Source organism: Mesorhizobium kamtschaticum (genome assembly GCF_056174585.1).
In genome coordinates this window covers 193,386-210,879 of sequence record NZ_CM149691.1, presented here as the reverse complement: position 1 = coordinate 210,879, position 17,494 = coordinate 193,386, and the positions used below count along the sequence as shown (strand labels likewise).

14 protein-coding genes are annotated in these 17,494 nt (G+C 63.6%); 7 read left to right on the top strand and 7 right to left on the bottom strand.

All coding sequences use genetic code 11. The features are described 5' to 3' along the window. The 4 genes from fdhF to AC0V7N_RS00975 form a co-directional block, all read right to left on the bottom strand. Entirely contained in the window at positions 1–2,913 is a 2,913-nt protein-coding gene (gene fdhF / locus AC0V7N_RS00990) for a formate dehydrogenase subunit alpha (RefSeq protein WP_475453902.1), read from the bottom strand. A 10-nt stretch (positions 2,914–2,923) separates the two neighbouring features. Beyond that, positions 2,924–4,480, bottom strand: a complete 1,557-nt coding sequence (locus AC0V7N_RS00985; protein ID WP_475453900.1) for a formate dehydrogenase beta subunit — start codon at positions 4,478–4,480, stop codon at positions 2,924–2,926. Continuing rightward, positions 4,477–4,956, bottom strand: a complete 480-nt coding sequence (locus AC0V7N_RS00980; protein WP_496627653.1) for a formate dehydrogenase subunit gamma — start codon at positions 4,954–4,956, stop codon at positions 4,477–4,479. Before AC0V7N_RS00980 ends, AC0V7N_RS00985 begins: the two co-directional genes overlap by 4 nt. Before the next feature lie 135 nt (positions 4,957–5,091). After that, entirely contained in the window at positions 5,092–5,991 is a 900-nt protein-coding gene (locus tag AC0V7N_RS00975; protein WP_475453896.1) for a LysR family transcriptional regulator, read from the bottom strand. Between the two features lie 162 nt (positions 5,992–6,153). On the opposite strand from AC0V7N_RS00975, the gene AC0V7N_RS00970 reads away from it, so the two are divergent. From AC0V7N_RS00970 to AC0V7N_RS00960, 3 genes are all read left to right on the top strand, one after another. Then, complete coding sequence (locus AC0V7N_RS00970; RefSeq protein ID WP_475453895.1) at positions 6,154–7,020, top strand: sensor domain-containing diguanylate cyclase; 867 nt, start codon at positions 6,154–6,156, stop codon at positions 7,018–7,020. Beyond that, on the top strand, positions 6,995–7,405 hold the full coding sequence (locus AC0V7N_RS00965) for a diguanylate cyclase domain-containing protein (protein WP_475453893.1): 411 nt from the start codon (positions 6,995–6,997) through the stop codon (positions 7,403–7,405). The genes AC0V7N_RS00970 and AC0V7N_RS00965 overlap by 26 nt, the downstream gene beginning before the upstream one ends. Before the next feature lie 106 nt (positions 7,406–7,511). Further along, positions 7,512–8,687, top strand: a complete 1,176-nt coding sequence (locus tag AC0V7N_RS00960) for an Mrp/NBP35 family ATP-binding protein (RefSeq protein ID WP_475453891.1) — start codon at positions 7,512–7,514, stop codon at positions 8,685–8,687. A gap of 18 nt (positions 8,688–8,705) precedes the next feature. On the opposite strand, the gene AC0V7N_RS00955 is transcribed toward AC0V7N_RS00960, so the two are convergent. Further along, positions 8,706–9,155, bottom strand: a complete 450-nt coding sequence (locus AC0V7N_RS00955; RefSeq protein WP_475453890.1) for an SRPBCC family protein — start codon at positions 9,153–9,155, stop codon at positions 8,706–8,708. Between the two features lie 148 nt (positions 9,156–9,303). On the opposite strand from AC0V7N_RS00955, the gene AC0V7N_RS00950 reads away from it, so the two are divergent. The 4 genes from AC0V7N_RS00950 to AC0V7N_RS00935 all read left to right on the top strand — a co-directional run bounded on the left by AC0V7N_RS00950 (position 9,304) and on the right by AC0V7N_RS00935 (position 14,031). After that, positions 9,304–11,109 carry an IlvD/Edd family dehydratase gene (locus AC0V7N_RS00950; RefSeq protein WP_475453888.1) on the top strand — a complete coding sequence of 602 codons (1,806 nt, stop codon included), beginning with the start codon at positions 9,304–9,306 and terminating at the stop codon, positions 11,107–11,109. Between the two features lie 244 nt (positions 11,110–11,353). Then, positions 11,354–12,178, top strand: a complete 825-nt coding sequence (locus tag AC0V7N_RS00945; RefSeq protein WP_475453886.1) for a chromate resistance protein ChrB domain-containing protein — start codon at positions 11,354–11,356, stop codon at positions 12,176–12,178. After that, complete coding sequence (gene chrA, locus AC0V7N_RS00940) at positions 12,175–13,566, top strand: chromate efflux transporter (RefSeq protein ID WP_475453885.1); 1,392 nt, start codon at positions 12,175–12,177, stop codon at positions 13,564–13,566. The genes AC0V7N_RS00945 and chrA overlap by 4 nt, the downstream gene beginning before the upstream one ends. A gap of 66 nt (positions 13,567–13,632) precedes the next feature. Then, positions 13,633–14,031 carry a hypothetical protein gene (locus AC0V7N_RS00935; protein ID WP_496627998.1) on the top strand — a complete coding sequence of 133 codons (399 nt, stop codon included), beginning with the start codon at positions 13,633–13,635 and terminating at the stop codon, positions 14,029–14,031. An 18-nt stretch (positions 14,032–14,049) separates the two neighbouring features. Here the strand turns inward: AC0V7N_RS00935 and AC0V7N_RS00930 are convergent, their stop codons facing one another. Both AC0V7N_RS00930 and pdxR read right to left on the bottom strand, forming a co-directional pair. Further along, on the bottom strand, positions 14,050–15,639 hold the full coding sequence (locus tag AC0V7N_RS00930; RefSeq protein ID WP_475453880.1) for a trimethylamine methyltransferase family protein: 1,590 nt from the start codon (positions 15,637–15,639) through the stop codon (positions 14,050–14,052). A 180-nt stretch (positions 15,640–15,819) separates the two neighbouring features. Then, on the bottom strand, positions 15,820–17,313 hold the full coding sequence (gene pdxR / locus AC0V7N_RS00925; protein WP_172220119.1) for a MocR-like pyridoxine biosynthesis transcription factor PdxR: 1,494 nt from the start codon (positions 17,311–17,313) through the stop codon (positions 15,820–15,822). Positions 17,314–17,494 lie beyond the last annotated feature (181 nt).

Sequence of the window (17,494 nt, the reverse complement as noted above, 5' to 3'; positions counted from 1 at the left end):
CTACTCCGCTGCCTGCAGCGAGGCGATACGGCGGCTGTTCTTGGCCTGCTCGTCGTACTCGCGCTGCCAGTCCGACGGACCATTGGAGGCGCCGACCTGCACCGCCGTCACTTTGTACTCCGGACAGTTCGTCGCCCAGTCGGAGAAGTCGGTGGTGATGACGTTGGCCTGCGTGTCCGGATGGTGGAACGTTGTATAGACCACGCCCGGCGACACCCGGTCGGTGATCAGCGCCCGCAGCGTCGTCTCGCCCGAGCGGCTGGTCAGCCGCACCCAGTCGCCATCGCGCAGGCCGCGGTTTTCGGCGTCGTGCGGATGGATCTCCAGCCGGTCTTCCGAGTGCCACATGACGTTCTCGGTGCGCCTTGTCTGCGCACCGACATTGTACTGGCTGAGGATGCGGCCGGTGGTCAAAAGCAGCGGGAAACGCGGTCCGGCCCTCTCGTCGGTCGCCACATATTCGGTGCGGATGAACTTGCCCTTGCCGCGCACGAAGCTGTCGATATGCATGATCGGCGTGCCGAGCGGGGCCTTCTCGTTGCAGGGCCACTGCACCGATCCGACACGGTCGAGCAGATCGAAGGAGACGCCGGCGAAGCTCGGCGTCGTCTGGGCGATCTCGTCCATGATCTGTGAGGGATGCTCGTAATTCCAGTCGAGCCCGATCGCACGGGCAAGCTCCTGCGTCGCTTCCCAGTCGGCATAGCGTGCCTTCGGCTCCAGCACCTTGCGCACCATGTTGATGCGGCGCTCGGCATTGGTGAAGGTTCCGTCCTTTTCCAGGAAGGTCGAGCCCGGCAGGAAGACATGCGCGTAGTTCGCCGTCTCGTTGAGGAAGAGGTCGTGCACGACCACGCATTCCATGGCCGCGAGGCCGGCCGCGACATGCTTGGTGTCGGGATCGGACTGCAGGATGTCCTCGCCCTGGATGTAGATGCCCTTGAAGGAGCCGTCGACGGCGGCATCGAGCATGTTGGGGATGCGCAGGCCGGGTTCGTCGTCCAGCTTCACGCCCCACAGGCTCTCATAGATATCGCGCACGGCTTCGCCGGAGATGTGGCGATAGCCGGGCAGTTCGTGCGGGAAGGAGCCCATGTCGCACGAGCCCTGCACATTGTTCTGGCCGCGCAGCGGGTTCACGCCGACGCCCGGCCGGCCGATATTGCCGGTGGCCATGGCGAGGTTGGCGATCGCCATAACGGTGGTCGAGCCTTGGCTGTGCTCGGTGACGCCGAGGCCGTAATAGATCGCGCCATTGCCGCCCTTGGCGTAGAGCCGCGCAGCACCCCGGATCAGCTCCGCGTCGACGCCGGAAAGCTTGCCGACGACCTCGGGACTATTCTCCGGCAAAGCGACGAAGGAAGCCCAGTCCTGGAACTCCGTCCAGTCGCAGCGTTCGCGGATGAAGGCTTCATCGAAAAGCCCTTCGGTGACGATGACATGCGCCAGCGACGTCAGCACCGCTACGTTGGTGCCGGGCTTCAGCGGCAGGTGATAGTCGGCCTCGACATGCGCCGACTTGACCATCTCGGTGCGGCGCGGATCGAGCACGATCAGCTTGGCGCCTTGGCGCAGCCGCTTCTTCAGCCGCGAGGCGAACACCGGATGGGCGGACACCGGATTGGCGCCGATGACGACAGCGACGTCGGTGAATTCGACCGAGTCGAAATCCTGCGTGCCGGCCGAGGTGCCGTAGGTCTGGCCGAGGCCGTAGCCGGTCGGCGAATGGCAGACGCGGGCGCAGGTGTCGACATTGTTGTTGCGGAAACCCTGCCGCACCAGCTTCTGGACGAGATAGGTCTCTTCGTTCGTGCAGCGCGAGGAGGTGATGCCGCCGATCGAGGTGCGGCCGTACTGATACTGGATGCGACGGAATTCCTTGGCCGTGTGGGCGATCGCCTCTTCCCAACTCACCTCGCGCCACGGGTCGGAAATCTTCTCGCGGATCATCGGCGACAGGATGCGGTCCTTGTGGGTGGCGTAGCCATAGGCGAAGCGGCCCTTGACGCAGCTATGGCCATGGTTCGCCTTGCCGTCCTTGTAGGGCATCATGCGGATGACTTCGTCGTCCTTCACCTCGGCCTTGAACGAGCAGCCGACGCCGCAATAGGCGCAGGTGGTGACGGCGGAGCGTTCCGGCATGCCCTTCTCAAGCACTGTCTTCTCGCGCAGCGCATCGGTCGGGCAGGCCTGCACGCAGGCGCCGCAGGACACGCATTCGGAAGCGATGAAGTCCTCATGCATGCCGGCGACCATGCGCGATTCGAAACCGCGGCCCTCGATGGTCAGCGCGAAGGTGCCCTGCACCTCCTCGCAGGCCCGCACGCAGCGCGAGCAGACGATGCACTGCGCCGGATCATAGGTGAAATAGGGATTGGATTCGTCGCGGGCGATGTAGTCGACCGCCAGCGAGCCATGGCCGGGCGCGACGCCATCTTCTTGCTTCACGTGGTTGCGGCCCTCGACGCCGTAACGGTTCTCAGTCAGGCCGACCGACTTAGCCACCGTGTCGAATTCGCTGGCGCCAGTGCCGGCCTTCTCGTTCCAGCCGGTCGGATGGTCGGAGACGTAAAGCTCCATGACGCCGCGGCGGATGGCGTCGAGCCGGTCGGACTGCGTGCGCACCACCATGCCTTCGCCGACCGGCGTCGTGCAGGACGCCGGCGTGCCGCCGCGTCCTTCAATCTCGACCAGACAGACACGGCAGGAGCCAAACGAGTCCAGCATGTCGGTGGCGCAGAGTTTTGGAATCTCGACCCCACCTTCCATCGCGGCACGCATGATCGAGGTGCCTTCCGGCACGCTGATGCTGCGGCCGTCGACGACCAGCGTGACCTGCTTTTGCGCCCTCGATTCCGGGGTTCCGTAGTCGAGTTCTTCGATGAGTGTCGGGAAGTCGGCCTTGATGTTCATCTGCCAGCTCCTATTCAGCAGCCACGCGCGCCGGCGCGGGCTTGAAATCTTCAGGGAAATGCGTGATCGAACTCATCACCGGGTAGGGCGTGAAGCCGCCCAGCGCGCACAGCGATCCGAACTTCATCGTGTTGCAGAGGTCGGTGACCAGAGCGAGGTTCTTTTCTGGTTCGATGCCGGCGGCAAGCCTGTCGATGGTCTCGATGCCACGTGTCGAGCCGATGCGGCAGGGCGTGCACTTGCCGCAGCTTTCGATGGCGCAGAATTCCATGGCAAAGCGCGCCTGCTTCAGCATGTCGGCGGTGTCGTCGAACACGGTGATACCGGCATGGCCGATCAGTCCGTCGCGCTTGGCGAATTCTTCGTAGTCGAACGGCGTGTCGAACAGTCCGCGGGGAAAATAGGCGCCTAAGGGACCGCCGACCTGCACCGCCTTGACCGGACGTCCCGTCGCCGTACCGCCGCCAATGTCGTCGACGATTTCGCCGAGCGTCAGGCCGAAAGCGGTCTCGAACAGGCCACCATTCCTGACATTGCCGGCGATCTGGATCGGGATCGTGCCGCGCGAGCGGCCCATGCCGAAATCCTTGTAGAAGGCGGCACCCTTGTCCATGATGATGGGCACGGAAGCCAGGCTGATGACGTTGTTGATCACCGTCGGCTTGCCGAACAGACCCTGGATGGCCGGCAGCGGCGGCTTGGCGCGCACCACGCCGCGCTTGCCTTCCAGGCTGTTCAAGAGCGAGGTTTCCTCGCCGCAGACATAGGCGCCGGCGCCGACGCGGATTTCCATGTCGAAGGCATTGGGCGAACCCAGCACGTTGACGCCGAGCACGCCAGCCTTGCGGGCGACGTCGACGGCTTTGTTCATCATCGCCACCGCATGCGGATACTCCGAGCGGATATAGACGAAACCCTTGGTCGCGCCGGTGGCGACACCGGCGATCGCCATGCCTTCGATCAGCACGAAGGGATCGCCCTCCATGATCATGCGATCGGCGAAAGTCGCGCTGTCGCCCTCGTCGGCGTTGCAGACGATGTATTTGCGGTCGGATGTCGTATCGAGCACCGTCTTCCATTTGATGCCGGTCGGGAAGCCGGCGCCGCCGCGGCCGCGCAGGCCTGACTCGGTAACCTGCTTGACAATCTCGGCCGGCGCCATGGCCACCGCGTTCTGCAGGCCCTTCAGCCCGCCGAGCGATTTGTAGGCGTCGAGCGACAGCGGGTCGTTGATGCCGCAGCGGGCGAAGGTCAGCCGCGTCTGCTTGGCCAGGAACGGGATCTTGTCCGGCGAGCCCAGCCAGCGCTTGTGGTGGCCGCCGGTTAGGAAGCCGCTGTCGAACAGGCTCTTGACGTCGGACGGTTTGACCGGTCCGTAGGCGACACGGCCGTTGGCGGTCGCCACTTCGACCATCGGCTCGAGGAAATAGGCGCCGCGCGACCCGTTGCGCACGATCTTGGCCTCGATGCCACGCTCGGCGAGTTCCGCGCGAACAGCCTTGGCTACCTTTTCGGCACCGAGCGCCAGAGCGCCGGAATCGCCGGGAATGTAGATGCGGGGGATCATGAGCGCACCTCGGCAAGGATCTCGCCGATCTTGTCGTCATCGAGCCGCCCGATCACCTCACCGTCGAGCATCGCCGACGGCGAACAGGCGCAAAGCCCGAGGCAATAGACCGGCTCGAGTGTAACCGATCCGTCGCGGGTGGTCTCGTGGAAACCGATGCCCAGCAACTGCTTGATCTTGGCGGCTACGGCATCCGAACCCATCGACTGACAGGCTTCCGCCTGGCAGAGCTTGAGGACATGCCGGCCAGCCGGACGGGCACGGAAATCGTGATAGAAGGTGACGACGCCGTGCACCTCTGCCCTGGAGAGGTTCAGCCCATCGGCGATCACCGGCACTGCTGCCTGCGGTACATGGCCGAATTCTTCCTGGATCTCGTGCAGGATCGGCAGCAGCGGGCCTTCGAGGCCTTTCAGCTCTTGGATAATCGCCGCCGTGCGCGATGCGAGCTCGGTACTTGCAGGCTGCATCGTCATGCAGCGCCCTCCCTGGTCGGTAGCGTTCTAGCGCTAAGTCGTTACAAAAACAGAGGAAACCCGCGAAATCAATAAAGCTGATCCGTCGCTTGATAGAAATCTTCTATCAAGCACGGTCAGCCGCCTTTCTCTAGCCTAGCGATGGGTGCGGAAATCGTCTGCCAGCGCCATTGCCTCGTCCAGCAGCGCCTGCACCAGCGGCGTGTGCGGCTCGCGCGGCGTGGCCACCAGGCCGACCGTGTGGCTGGCATCGGGCTCGACGATCGGAATGGCTCGGATCGGCTCGGAAAAGCCGAATGTTTCCGCGAGGTTGAGCGGCATGATCGACGACCATTTGCCGGTGCGGATGTGCGAGAACAGCACGATCATCGAGTTGGATTCGAGCGTCGGCCGCACCTGTACGCCGGCCTCGGCCAGATGCTGGTCGATGAGACGGCGGTTCTGCATGTCCGGCGTCAGCAGGCAGAGCGGCAACTGGCTGATCTCGGCCCATGTCACTTTGTCGCGGTCGGAATAGGGGTTTCCGACCGCCGTGATCAACTGATAGCGCTCGTCATACAGCGGCACGCTGGTCACCCGTCCAAGCGGCTCATTGTCGAGATAGGTGATGCCGGCGTCGATGTCGAAATTGCCGAGCAGCGACAAGACCTCGATCGAGGTGCGCGACAGCACCGAGAAGGTGACGCCAGGGTGCTTTTCGCGAAACGGCGTCGTCAGCCGCGCCACCATGGCCAGTGCCGTCGGGATGGCGGCAATGCGGATGCGCCCGGAAAGACCATGGCGCGCCGCGCGCATTTCCTCGCGCATGGTCCGGGAATCACCGACGATGCGGCGCGCCCAGACCAGCACTTGCTTGCCCTCCGGCGTCAGCCCTTGGAAACGCGATCCGCGATTGACCAGCATGACGCCGAGCTGGCCCTCCAGCTGCTTGATGCCGGCCGAAAGGGTCGGCTGGGTGACGCCACACGCCTCCGCCGCCCGGCCGAAATGCTCTTCCTTGGCCAGCGCGATGAAGAATTCGAGTTTGTCGATCATGCCGCGAGCCCTTTCCGCGTGCCTGCGCACAGCCGCTCGTTAATCATCGTGGATGAGGCAGCCGATGGTGGCAACAGCCAATAACCAATTGATAATATTTGCCTTGCCATCATGGCCGAAGCGGGTATCGCGGCAGGGGGCGCCGAAGGTAGGTTGGTTCGTATGCTCCAGGAGCATCCGCCGGAAATACAAGCGCCTTCCGCCGCCGATCTGCGCGAGGCGACGCGGCTTCGGGCTGTCGAGCGTTTCGATATTCTGGACACGCCGCGCGAAGCGTCGTTCGACCGCATTACGCGATTGATCAAGACTGTCTTCGATGTCCCGATCGCCATCATCTCGGTCATCGACGGGCACCGCCAATGGTACAAGGCATGCGAGGGCCTGGCGGTCAATGAAGTCGAACGTAAGGCGACATTCTGCCAGTACACGATCCTTAATGAAGAGCCGCTGATCGTCACTGACGCGACCAAGGATCCCCGTTTTGCCGACAATCCCATGGTCAGGAACGACCCGCATATCCGCTTCTACGCAGGCGTGCCCTTGCGCAGCCGCGACGGCCACAACATAGGCAGCGTCTGCGCAATCGGCTATGCGCCGAGGGAATTCAGCGGCCGCGACATCGCGATCCTCCAGGATTTCGCCGATCTTGCCGTGGACGAGCTGGAACTGCGCCAGCATGCCTCCAGTGATGCGCTGACCGGCGTGCTGTCGCGGCGCGCATTCATCGATCAGGGCGGCAGGGCCTTTGCGCTTGCGCAGCGACAGCGCTTCGACTTCTCCTGCATCGTCTTCGATGTCGACCATTTCAAATCGGTCAACGACACTTTCGGCCATGCCGCGGGTGACAAGGTTCTGGCTGGTGTGGCTCGGCAATGCAGCGCCACCTTGCGGGACGTCGACATATTCGGACGCGTCGGCGGCGAGGAATTCGCGGTGCTTCTCTACGCCGGCCGCAACGGCGCGCTTGAATCCGCCGAGCGGCTGCGCGGCACCCATCGAGGCCATGCGGCTCGCGCACGGTACGGATGAAATACGGGTCACCGCGAGCTTCGGTGTCGCCGCGTTCGATCCCGCGACCAGCAGCCTGCAGGAGCTGATCGAACGCGCTGACGCGGCCATGTATCGCTCCAAACACGCCGGCCGCAACCGGACCACGGCGTGGAATCCCCCCGTGGGCGATCAGGCGCGGCCGCGGCGCAGGGTGCTGAAGGCCGGCCAGATCGTCTTCAACGCCCGCATGTCGACCATCGACTGCACGGTTCGCAGCCTCGGCGAGGACGGCGCCACCATCGACGTTTCGAACATCGCCGGCATTCCCGGCCAGTTCGTGCTGGCCATCAGGGCGGATCGCTTCGAGGCGAAATGCCGGGTCGTCGCCCAGGCCGAAAGGCGTCTGGAACTCGCCTTCGATTGAACCAGCATCATTCGATCTGCTCACCGCCGCTTGGTGTTGGCGATGAACTGCATTATCTCAGGCCAGCCGCCGTCTTGGGTTAGCCAACGTCTGAGGAAATGCCGTCATGTCCGTCACCAAGGAAATCGTCACCGAGCGTCTGAAGACGGTCAATGGACCGGACTTCACCGGCAACATCGTCGACCTCGGCATGGTTTCCGAGATTTTCATCGCCGATTCGAAAGTGTTCTTCTCGATCACCGTTCCCGCCGCCAGGGCGCAGGAAATGGAACCGTTGCGCGCTGCTGCCGAGCGTGTCGTCAAGGCGATCCCCGGTGTCGCCGGCGCTGTTGTCGCACTGACGGCGGAAAAGAAGGGCGGCGGGATGGAGGCGCCGGTTCCATCACGCCCCGCGCCCAGGCCGGCACCACCAACCGCCGCTGCAGCACCGCGCCCCGCGCCGCATGCCCCCGCATCGCACAGCCAGGGCAAGCGCGGCGTGCCCGGCATCGAGGCGATCATTGCGGTTGCTTCCGGCAAGGGCGGCGTCGGCAAGTCGACAACCGCCGTCAACATCGCGCTTGGCCTTGCCGCCAATGGCTTGCGTGTCGGCGTGCTCGATGCCGACATCTATGGCCCGTCCATGCCGAAGCTTCTCAACATCCATGGCCGGCCGCAGACGGTCGACGGCAAGATCCTGAAACCGATGGAGAATTACGGCCTCAAGGTGATGTCGATGGGCTTCCTCGTCGATGAGGAGACGCCGATGATCTGGCGCGGGCCGATGGTGATGTCGGCGCTGACGCAGATGCTGCGCGAGGTCGAATGGGGCCGGCTCGACGTGCTCGTCGTCGACATGCCGCCCGGCACCGGCGACGCCCAGCTGACCATGGCCCAGCAGGTGCCGTTGGCCGGTGCCGTCATCGTCTCGACGCCGCAAGACCTGGCGCTGATCGATGCGCGAAAGGGTCTCAACATGTTCAAGAAGGTCGACGTGCCGCTGCTCGGCATCGTCGAGAACATGAGCTACTTCATCGCCCCGGACACCGGCAAGCGCTATGATATCTTTGGCCATGGCGGCGCGCGCCGCGAGGCCGAGCGTCTCGGCGTCACTTTCCTTGGCGAAGTGCCGCTCGAAATGGGCATCCGCGAAAGCTCGGATGCCGGTGAACCGGTGGTGGTCTCGAAGCCCGACAGCGCCACGGCGAAAACCTATCGCGACATCGCCGCCAAGGTCTGGGACCGGGTCAATGAGGAACGCGGCGCGGCCGAAGCGGCGGTGCCGAGCATCGTGTTTGAGTGATTTCTGCCCTTCGTGGGCTCAGCCGCCGACTTTCTCGCCAAAACTCGAGAAGAACTGCCCGGCGAGTTTTTTCGAAGTCGATTCGATCAGCCGGCTGCCGAGCTGGGCGATCTTGCCGCCGACTTCGGCCTTGGCAGCATATTTGAGCACTGTGGCATCCGGCCCATCCTCGGTCAGCGTCACGTCGGCGCCGCCCTTGGCAAAGCCGGCAATGCCGCCCTTGCCTTCGCCCTGGATGGTGTAGGAGTGCGGCGGCTTCAGGTTCTTCAACGTCACTTCGCCGTTGAAGGTCGCCTTGATCGGGCCGATCTTCAACACCACCGTCGCGGTCATTTCGGTCGGTGACTTCATTTCCAGGCTCTGGCAGCCGGGAATGGTTGCCTTCAAAACCTCGGGATCGTTCAGCGCTTCCCACACTTTTTGCAGGGGTGCGGCAATGCGCTCCTCGCCTTCGATCACCAAAGCCATGAAAACCTCCCGGACAAGACTGTCCGAAGGCCTAACGCACGGCTGGGTGCGTGTCTATCGCACCAAAGTCCCGATTCAGATCGCGCCTGCCCCTTGCCTGCATCCGCGCGTTGTCATATCGATTTGTCATACAAATACGGAGACCATGATGGCTGGCGCCCCCACACGAAAGAAGAAATTTCGCTCGCAGGAGTGGTTCGACAACCCCGACAATCCGGGCATGACGGCGCTCTATCTGGAGCGCTACCTGAATTACGGGCTGACACGTGCCGAGTTGATGTCGGGCAAGCCGCTGATCGGCATCGCCCAGACCGGCTCGGATCTGTCGCCTTGCAACCGGCACCATATCGAGCTCGCCAAGCGCGTGCGCGAGGGCATCGTTTCGATGGGCGGCATTCCCTTCGAGTTCCCCTGCCATCCGATCCAGGAGACCGGCAAGCGCCCGACCGCAGCACTTGACCGCAACCTTGCCTATCTCAGCCTTGTCGAAGTGCTCTACGGCTATCCGCTCGACGGTGTCGTGCTGACCATCGGCTGCGACAAGACCACGCCGGCGCTGCTGATGGCGGCGGCCACCGTCAACATTCCGGCCATCGCGCTGTCGGTTGGCCCGATGCTCAATGGCTGGCACAAGGGCAAACGCACCGGGTCCGGCACCATCGTCTGGGAATCGCGCCAGCGCCTGTCGGCCGGCGAGATCGGCTATGACGAGTTCATGGACATCGTCGCCTCCTCGGCGCCGTCCACCGGCTACTGCAACACCATGGGCACCGCCACCACGATGAATTCGCTGGCCGAAGCGCTCGGCATGCAGCTGCCCGGCTCGGCCGCCATCCCCGCGCCCTACCGCGAGCGCGGCCAGATCGCCTACGAGACGGGAAAACGCATCGTCGACATGGTGCATGAGGACCTGAAGCCCTCGGACATCATGACGCGCAAGGCCTTCGAGAACGCCATCGTCGTCAATTCGGCGATCGGTGGCTCCACCAACGCGCCCATCCATCTCAACGCCATTGCCCGCCATCTCGGCGTGCCGCTCGACAATGACGACTGGCAGGCGATCGGCCTCAAAGTGCCGCTCATCGTCAATTTGCAGCCGTCGGGCGAATATCTTGGCGAAGATTACCATCATGCCGGCGGCGTACCCGCCGTGGTTGCCGAACTGATGAAGGCGGGACTGCTGCCTTATCCCGAAGCCATGACCGTCAACGGCAAGTCGATCGGCGACAATTGCAAGGGAGTCGCCAACGAGAATACCGATGTCATCCGCACCGTTGCCGAGCCGCTGAAGGCCAATGCCGGCTTCATCAACTTCAAGGGCAATCTGTTCGATTCGGCGATCATGAAGATGAGCGGAATCTCGCCGGAGTTCCGCGAGCGCTATCTGTCCAACCCGAAGGATCCGGAAGCTTTCGAAGGCAACGCCATGGTCTTCGACGGCCCCGAGGATTACCACGCCCGCATCGACGATCCGGCGCAAGGCATCGACGAGCACACCATCCTGTTCATGCGTGGCGCCGGCCCGGTCGGCTATCCCGGCGGTGCCGAGGTCGTCAACATGCAGCCGCCGGCCTATCTCATCAAGAAGGGCATCCACGCGCTGGCCTGCATCGGCGATGGACGCCAGTCGGGCACGTCGGGCTCGCCATCGATCCTCAACGCCTCGCCGGAAGCGGCAATAGGCGGTGGCTTGGCGCTGCTCAAGACAGGCGATCGCGTCCGCATCGATCTCAGGAAGGGCACCGCCAACATCCTGGTCAGCGACGACGAGATCGCCAAGCGGCGCGCGGCGCTGCAGAGCGATGGCGGCTATCACTATCCCAAGCACCAGACGCCATGGCAGGAAATCCAGCGTGGCATGGTCGACCAGTTCGACCAGGGAATGGTGCTGAAGCCGGCGGTGAAATACCAGGATGTCGCCCACACCAGCGGCGTCCCCAGGGACAATCACTGATTGCTTCGGGGACAATCACTGATTGCTCCGGGGACAATCATTTGACTGCTCCGGGACAGTATCTGTGCGCAAATACTTACGTTAACGACAAACGGCGGCTTGATCCGGATCAAGCCGCCGTTTGTCGTCCTTGACAAGCGCGGCCAACAAATCCACGATCATGACCAAGGGGTGCATCGCGACGACCCCGTGAGGCGTCAGCCCAACGTTCGCGTCCAAGCTTCTCTATTAGGAGGTGGACGCCATGCCGTCAACAACCGCTATCACCGCATCGCAACTGTCCCGTCTGGTCGGTCTGCCGGGTGCGCCTGCAATCATCGATGTCCGCATCGATGAGGATTTCGACGCCGACCCGCGCCTGCTGCCGGCCTCATGCCGACGCAATTTCAAAACCGTTTCGACCTGGGCCACCGAATTTGCCGGCAGGCAGGTCTCGGTCGTCTGTCAGAAAGGTCAAAAACTCTCGCAAGGCGTGGCCGCATGGCTGCGGCACGAGGGAATTTCCGCTGAATCCCTCGAAGGCGGCTTCGAAGCCTGGCGCGACGCAAATGGGCTTTTGGTCCGCACCGAAAACCTGCCGCCGCGCGATGAAAAAGGCCGTACCGTGTGGGTGACGCGGTCCCGTCCGAAGGTCGATCGCATCGCTTGCCCCTGGCTGATCCGGCGTTTCGTCGATCCGCACGCCGTCTTCCTGTTTGTCGAGGCGGCCGAGGTGCTTGCGGTGGCCGACCGCTTCAAGGCCGTGCCGTTCGACATCGACACTGTGTTCTGGAGCCATCGCGGCGAACGCTGCACCTTCGATACGATGATCGAGGAATTCGGCCTGGAATCAGCCGCGCTCGATCGCCTTGCCGTGATCGTGCGCGCCGCCGACACCGCAAGCCTCGACCTGGTGCCCCAGGCCGCCGGCTTTCTGGCTGCCTCGCTTGGCCTGTCGCGGATGTTTCGCGACGATCTGGAACAACTGGAAGCAGGCATGCTGCTCTACGATGCGTTCTTCCGCTGGTGTCGCGACGCCACCGAGGAAACCCACAACTGGCCCTCTGTCGGCACGGGCAAACCGTCATGAGCGCTCTTGTCCGGGAGAATGGAGCGGGGAACGTCGAGGCGCCGGCTGCACCGACTTTTGCCGAAGCCACAAAAGTCTGGGCGAAAATCGGACTGCTCTCCTTCGGCGGGCCGGCCGGGCAGATCGCCCTGATGCATAGGGAATTGGTCGAGGAGCGGCGCTGGATCGGTGAACAGCGTTTCCTGCATGCGCTGAACTACTGCATGCTGCTGCCTGGCCCGGAAGCCCAGCAACTCGCCATCTATATCGGCTGGCTGCTGCACAGGACGATCGGCGGCCTCGTCGCCGGTATCCTGTTCGTCGTGCCCGGCGCGCTCGTCATGCTCATCTTGAGCAGTCTCTACGTGCTCTATGGCGACATGCCGCTCGTCGAGGCGCTTTTCCTCGGGGTGAAGGCGGCGGTGCTTGCCATCGTCATCGAGGCGGTGATCCGCATCGGGCGGCGTGCCCTGAAAAACCCGGCCATGGTGTCGATCGCGGTTGCCGCCTTCATCGCCATCTATGCGTTGAATGTGCCGTTTCCGCTCATCATCCTGCTGGCGGGCCTGACAGGATGGTTGGGAGCGCGCGTTGCTCCCGGCCTGTTTTCCGGCTCCGCGCATGGCAAGGGCGATGTCGTCGACATCAAGGGAGCAGTCGACCTGATGTTCGAGCGCGGCGAACTGAGCCATGTCAAACCGAACAGATGGCATGCGCCGCGCACTATCGCGATCTGGCTGCCGATCTGGCTCGGGCCTGTTCTGCTCATCTGGTGGTTCACCGGTTCTGCCAGTGTGTGGACCGAGATAGGCAGGTTCTTCAGCCTGATGGCGGTCGTCACCTTCGGCGGCGCCTATGCGGTGCTGGCCTATGTCGCGCAGGCAGCCGTCCAGTCCTTCGGCTGGCTCGCCCCCGGTGAAATGGTCGATGGTCTTGGGCTTGCCGAGACCACGCCTGGTCCGCTCATCCTGGTGTTGCAGTTTGTCGGCTTCATCGCTGCGTTCCGTCACTCCGGCTCATTGAACCCGTTGCTTGCCGGATCGCTTGGAGCGCTGCTCACCTTGTGGGTGACGTTCACGCCGTGCTTCTTCTGGATATTCCTTGGCGCGCCCTATATCGAGGCCCTGCGCGGCAACAGGGCCTTGTCGGCAGCGCTCGGCGCGATCACCGCCGCAATTGTCGGCGTGATTATGAATCTCGCTCTGTGGTTTGCTTTGCACGTCGTTTTCCGTGAGGTGCACGCAATGAGCCTCGGCATGAATGTCCCGGTGCTCTCGTCGATCGACTGGCGGGCGGCGCTGCTTTCCTGTGCCGCTATGATCGCCATCCTGAAGTTCAAGATCGGCGTGCTGCCAACACTCGCCGGATCGGCCCTGGCTGGTGTTTTGCTGCTGGCGGTAGGTGGCTAGATGTTCGCCCGCCTTTGTATTCCGCTTGCCGACCACTTAAGTGGCTGGAAAACGGATTGGAACATCATGGCGCAACGACGCTCTTCCCTCGGCTTTCTCGGCATGTTCGGACGCTCGGGTGATCTCAGGCAACTCGACGACGCCCTGCGCGGCGCCGACCTGCATCCTGCCCTTGTGCCGGAGGGGGTAAAACTCACTATCGTCAATCTGATGAAGGATCACTGGCCCGACGAACCGCCCAGCCAGGCCTATCCGGACGTGGCGCGGCTGTTCAGCTATTGCATTGCCGGACCGGAAACCTTCGAGCGCTCCCACGGTTTGCAGCAGCGGCAGGACGTGGAACACCGGATCGAGGCCGCGGTCGAGGCCGGCGACAGTTTCGATGCGCAAATCGTGCTAATGGCGCTGCACGCCAAGCTGATCAATACCGAGGTCGTCGAGCGTTTCGGGTTGGCCTCCGAATAACTTGTTCCGACGAGCGCCTCAGCCGCCCATATTGGCGCGGGGCAGCTTGATCATGTCGCCGAAGCGGGTGCGCAATTTGTCGTCGAGCAGTTTTGGCACATGGCGCGGGAAACGCTCGGCAAGCACGCGCTTCTTCTCGATGATCGCGCGCTGCAAGATGTCGGGCCGGCCCTTCTCGTTCCATTCCTTTGGCGAAAAGCGGTCGCCGACGGCCGGATAGAAATATTCTGTCTGCATCAGCCGCAAGGTCTGCTCGTTGCCGAGATAGTGGCCCGGTCCCTTCAGGCAGACCTCTGCGATGGTGTCGATCGACAGTGATTCGTCGGTCACCTCGATGCCGCGCACGCAGCGCAGGCAATGGCCGAGCATGTCATTGTCGATGATCAGGCTTTCCAGGCAGAAGCCGAGCAGCGAGGCATGCATGCCGGCGGACTCATAAACGAGGTTGAGCCCGGCAAGGCCGGCCATCACGTCGGTGATGCCTTTTTCGTAGCCGGACTGGATGTCAGGCAGTTTCGAATCCGTCATGCCGGCGGCCGAGCCGCCCGGCAGATCGTAGAACTGCGCCATCTGCGCGCAGGCAGCGGTCAGCACCGCCTGCTCGGCCGAGCCGCCCGACATCGCGCCTGTCCTCAGATCCGACACGAACGGCCAGGTGCCGAAGATCGCCGGATGTCCTGGCTTGATGGCGTTGACATAGACCAGACCGGCCAGCACTTCGGCCACGGCCTGCACCACGGCACCGGCAATCGCCGCCGGAGCGGTGGCGCCGGCCTGGCCGGCTGACAGCAGCAGGATCGGGATGCCGCCGTCGACGCAGGCTTCCAGCACGCCGCAGGCGTCCTCGGCGAATTTCATCGGCGGCACGACGAAGCAGTTCGAGTTCGACACGAACGGCCGGGCGCGGAAATTCTCCTCGCCGCCGGCAATGGCATAGAGCATTTCGAGCGCCGGCTGCACGTTCTCGCGCACCGTGAACGAGGTGCCGACATGCTTGGACGTGCCCATCACGCAGGCGTAGAGCGTGTTGAAGTCCATTTCGAGCGGATCGGGAATGTCGCGCGGCACCATCGGCCGTTGGAAGAAATGGATGTTGTCGAGCCCCTCGACGAGGCGGGCCGCGTCATAGATGTCCTGCAGCAGCGATTCGCGGTATTCGCGCTTCTCGACATCGACCAGATGGACCGCGGCACCGGCCGTGCCGTAGTGCACGCGCTTGCCCTGGATCAACATGTCGTGTTTCGGGTCCTGGCCGTGCAAGGTGAAATTGCGTGCCGCCTTCTTGATCGTATCGAGCACCAGCGCGCGCGGGAAACGGATGCGGCCGTCATCGCCATAGGTGGCGCCGGCCTTGGTCAGCGCCTCGATGCAGGAGGGGATGGCATTGGCGAAGCCGACGGTCTCCAGCAGCGTCAGCACCGCCTCGTGGATGCGTTCCTGGTCGTTGTGCTTCAGCGGTCCGTAGCTGCCGCCCTCGAGGCCGGCGCGCACCGGCTTGATGTCGTCAGCCAGGGGCGCTGCCCGCATGGCGCGACGCGCTTCGCGTCCACCGGAGCGGCGCGAGCGCTGATCCGCCGCCGCTTCCTGCTTTTCAAGAACCACTGACATGGAGACGCTCCACCTTTTCTCGGAAACAGGGCGGCGGTTGGTCCACCATCGGCTGCTTCTTCCCCTTTATGCCACGACTATGCCGCCGGCATTGGCACAGCCTATGGGCCAGCCTGTCCGGTTGCATGTGCCAGAGCTAAAGGAGCCGGAGCCACTGATGGTGGCTCCGGTGAAAGGTGATCAGGCGGCTGCGGGCCTGCGTCCCGCGGCCGTGGCCAGTTCGCGGATGCCGGGCTCGATGTGCTGCAGCGCGATCGAGGAAATGCCCAACCGCATGAAACGCGAAGGCTTTTCGGTGCGGTCGAAGAAGCGGTCCCCCGGCTCGATGATGACGCTGCGCGAGGCGGCGGCCTCGGCCAGACCTCGGGAATCGGTGCCGCGTGGTCCCTCGAGCCAGAGCGATGTGCCGCCGGCCGAATCGGTCGAACGCCATTCCGGCAGGAAGGCGGAAATCGCATGGACCAGACGCTTGCGCCGCTCATCGAAGGCGCTCGACAGCCGCCGCACCAGTGCCTCGTGATGGCCGAGCGACAGGAACAACGCGACGGCACGCTGGTTGTTGGCCGGCGGATGGCGCAGCATGAAACGGCGCAGTGCCCTGAGCTCGGAGATTAGTCCGGCCGAGGCGACGATGTAGCCAAGCCGCAGGCCGGGAGCCAGCGTCTTCGACATCGAGCCGACATAGACGACGCGGCCGGAACGATCGAGGCTCTTCAGCGCCTGCTGCGGCGCCTCGTCGAGAAGCTGGCTGTCATAGCCGTCCTCGATGATGATCTGGTTGTGCCGGTTGGCGCGCGCCAGAAGATCCTGCCGCCGCTCCGCCGACAACGGCACCATGGTCGGACAATGATGGCTGGGCGTGACGAACACGAAGCCGGAATCATTGGGGATGGAAGAGGTTACGATGCCGGACTGGTCGACCGGCACCGGCTGGATCTCGGCGCCCGCAAGCCGGAAGATCGAGCGTGCGTCGGGGTAGCCCGGGTCTTCCATCGCCACCTTCGAGCCCTTGGTCATCAAGAGTGTCGCCAGCATATAGAGCGCGTTCTGGGCGCCAAGCGTGACGATGATCTCGTCGGGATTGGCGAAGATGCCGCGCCGCGGCAGCAGCCGCGCCTGGATCTGCTCGATCAAGAGCGGATCGTCGCGGTCGACCATGTCGGACGCCCAGTTGCGGATTTCGAGCACCGCCAGCGCCATGCGGTTGCACTCGCGCCACTCGGCGGTCGGGAACAGCGCCGGGTCGAACTGGCCGTAGACGAAGGGGTAGGACGACTTGATCCAGTTCTCGTGCTTGGCCGGCGGCGGCATATCGCTGGCGGCGATCTGCCGGCGTGCCTTCCAGTCGATCTCGTTGGCCTGGTCGGGCGCCTTCTGGTGCGGCTTGGCCGGTGTCGCCAGCACGTCGGGATTGACGAAATGGCCACGCCGCTCGCGCGCCACCAGGAACCCCTGGTCGACGAGCTGCTGGAAGGCCAGCACCACCGTGCCGCGTGCCACGCCGAGTTTTTCGGCCAGGATCCGGCAGGAGGGAAGCGGCATCGAAGCGGCGATCTGACGGTCGAGAATCGCGGCCACGATGGCTTGGCGGATCTGCGCCTGCAGGGTCTGGCCGGATTCGGCCGAAATCCGGAACAGGCCGGACCATATCGCCGTGTCGTTTCTCTGTGGCATGGAAGATGTTCCTCGATGGCCAGCTTTTTTCGCTTGGCTGGACCAGTCGAATGTAACGGTGGCACAAGGGGTTGCGCCAATCAATTTTTCTGATCTTTGGGATTTATGCCAGTGATCCTTCCGGCCGAAATCGGGCTCTGCAGCCTCCCAGATCGACACATTGTGTCATCACTTCGTGACG